Source organism: Isoptericola sp. NPDC060257 (assembly GCF_042726645.1).
In the GTDB taxonomy this organism is placed as follows: domain Bacteria; phylum Actinomycetota; class Actinomycetes; order Actinomycetales; family Cellulomonadaceae; genus Isoptericola; species Isoptericola nanjingensis.
This window is the reverse complement of record NZ_JBHXAW010000401.1, coordinates 1-2754: the sequence shown is the minus strand read 5'-3', so window position 1 is coordinate 2754 and position 2754 is coordinate 1. Positions and strand designations below refer to the sequence as shown.

Here is a 2754-nt window from a genome sequence, read left to right as displayed (position 1 = left end):
GTCGTGAGATCGACCCTGGGCAGGTCGGTCTCACGACGGGCAGGTCGATCTCGCGGATGGTGTCACTCGGGGCCGACGACGCCGACGCGCGCGGCGCGGACGACCCGGTCGCCGATGCGGTAGCCGGGCTCGACCACCATCGCGACGGTGGTCGCCGTCGCCTCGGGGTCCACGTTGTGCATGAGCGCCTCGTGGACGTTCGGGTCGAACTCCTCCCCGACCGCGCCGAACCGCTCGATCCCGAACCTCGCCAGCGACGCGTCGAGCTTCTCCGCGATGGCCGCCATGGGCCCGCTCAGCTCGGCGTGCTGCTTGGCGCGCTCGATGTCGTCGAGCACCGGCAGCAGCGCGGCGAGCACGTCCTGCGTGCCCTGCGTCCGCGCCGCCTCCTGGTCGCGCAGCGACCGGTTGCGGTAGTTCGTGAACGACGCCCGCTCGCGCTGCAGCGCGTCGAGGTGCTCCGCCGCCTCCGCCTTGGCCTTGAGGACCTCGGCGCTCTCGGCGGCCTCGCCCTCGGGCTCGAAGTCGAGCGCCGCGAGCGGGTCGACGCCCTCGGGCTCGCCCTGGTCGCCGGCGGCGCCGGACTCCTCCCGGGCCTCCCCGGACGTGGGGTCGACCTTCCGCTTGTCCGTGAACTGGAACGGGGTCTCCCCCGAGCCCTCGGGCTCGGGGGTCCCCTGCGTGTTCTCGTCCGTCACTTCTTGTCGTCCTCGTCGTCGACGATCTCGGCGTCGACCACGTCCTCGTCGGAGGCGGACGTCGCGCCCGCGGCAGCGGCCGCGTCGTCCTCCGCCGCCGGGGTGTCGCCCGCGGCCTGCTCCTGCTCGGCCGTGGCGTAGAGCGCCTGGCCGATCTTCTGCGAGGACGCGCCGAGCTTCTCGTACGCGGTCTTCACGGCGTCGGCGTCCTCGCCCTCCAGGGCGGTCTTGACGCCGGCGATGTCGGCCTCGACCTCGGTCACGACCTCGGCGGGGAGCTTGTCGCGGTTGTCCGCGATCTGCTTCTCCATCGAGTACGCGAAGGCCTCGGCCTGGTTGCGGGTCTCCGCCTCCTCGCGACGCTTCTTGTCCTCGGCGGCGTGCTCCTCGGCGTCCTTCACCATGCGGTCGATGTCCTCCTTGGGGAGGGCCGACCCGCCGGTGATCTTCATCGACTGCTCGGTGCCCGTACCGCGGTCCTTGGCGGACACGTGCACGATGCCGTTGGCGTCGATGTCGAAGGTGACCTCGATCTGCGGGACGCCGCGCGGCGCCGGGGCGATGCCGGTGAGCTCGAACGTGCCCAGCGGCTTGTTGTCGCGGGTGAACTCGCGCTCGCCCTGGAAGACCTGGATCGCCACGGACGGCTGGTTGTCCTCCGCCGTGGAGAAGATCTCGCTGCGCTTGGTCGGGATGGCCGTGTTGCGCTCGATGAGCTTGGTCATCACGCCGCCCTTGGTCTCGATGCCGAGGGACAGCGGGGTGACGTCGATGAGCAGCACGTCCTTGCGCTCGCCGCCGATGACGCCGGCCTGCAGGGCCGCGCCCACGGCGACGACCTCGTCCGGGTTGACGCCCTTGTTGGGCTCGCGGCCGCCGGTGAGCTCCTTGACGACCTCGGTCACGGCCGGCATGCGGGTGGACCCACCCACGAGCACGACGTGGTCGATGTCGGAGACCGAGATGCCGGCGTCGCGGATGACCGCGTGGAACGGCGCCTTGGTGCGGTCGATGAGGTCCTGCGTCATCTGCTGGAACTGCGCCCGCGTGAGCTTCTCGTCCAGGTGGACGGGGCCGTTCTCGCTCATCGACAGGTACTGCATCGAGATGGTGGTGCTCGTCGCGGACGAGAGCTCCTTCTTGGCCTGCTCGGCCGCCTCGCGCAGACGCTGCAGGGCGATCTTGTCCTTGGACAGGTCGACGCCCGCGCTGTTCTTCACCTGCTTGATGAGGTGGTCCACGATGCGCTGGTCCCAGTCGTCGCCGCCGAGGCGGTTGTCGCCGGACGTGGCGCGCACCTGGATGGTGGAGAAGTCGTCCTCGTCCTTGCCGACCTCGAGGAGCGACACGTCGAACGTGCCGCCGCCCAGGTCGAAGACCAGGATGAGCTCGTCCTCCTTGCCCTTCTCCAGGCCGTAGGCGAGGGCCGCCGCGGTGGGCTCGTTGACGATGCGCGTCACGTTGAGGCCCGCGATCTGGCCGGCGTCCTTGGTCGCCTGGCGCTCGGCGTCGTTGAAGTACGCCGGGACGGTGATGACCGCGTCGGTGACGGGCTCGCCCAGGTACTCCTCGGCGTCGCGCTTGAGCTTGCCGAGCACCCGCGCGGAGATCTCCTGCGCGGTGTACTTCTTGTCGTCGATCTCGACCGACCAGTCGGTGCCCATGTGGCGCTTGACCGACGAGATGGTGCGGTCGACGTTGGTGACCGCCTGACGCTTGGCCACCTCACCGACGAGGACCTCGCCGGTCTTGGAGAACGCGACGACGGACGGCGTCGTGCGCGACCCCTCCGCGTTCGCGATGACGGTGGGCTCGCCGCCCTCCAGGACGGCGACCACCGAGTTGGTGGTACCCAGGTCGATACCGACTGCTCGAGCCATGTGTGCTGCCTCCATGCGTACGTCCGGGCGCCTGTGCACCCGAGGTTGAGTCAACTGCACTCAACGTAAATCTCGGCTTCCCCGCCTCGCAAACCGCGGGGGCCAAAGTTGAGTCTGTATGGCTCAACCTTGCTCGGGGCGCCGATATTCCCGCAGGCAGACCCCGCTGTTCGCCG

The 2754-nt window shown here is 69.8% G+C and carries 2 protein-coding genes; both read right to left on the bottom strand.

Annotated elements, in window-relative coordinates; all coding sequences use genetic code 11:
- Nucleotides 1-62: 62 nt before the first annotated feature.
- Nucleotides 63-698 (bottom strand): nucleotide exchange factor GrpE, encoded by a 636-nt coding sequence (gene grpE, locus ACFWEK_RS20590; protein WP_430545987.1) that lies wholly within the window; start codon nucleotides 696-698, stop codon nucleotides 63-65.
- Nucleotides 695-2578: a molecular chaperone DnaK gene (gene dnaK / locus ACFWEK_RS20585; RefSeq protein ID WP_430545986.1), complete on the bottom strand. Its 1884-nt coding sequence runs from the start codon at nucleotides 2576-2578 to the stop codon at nucleotides 695-697. Before dnaK ends, grpE begins: the two co-directional genes overlap by 4 nt.
- Nucleotides 2579-2754: the final 176 nt, after the last annotated feature.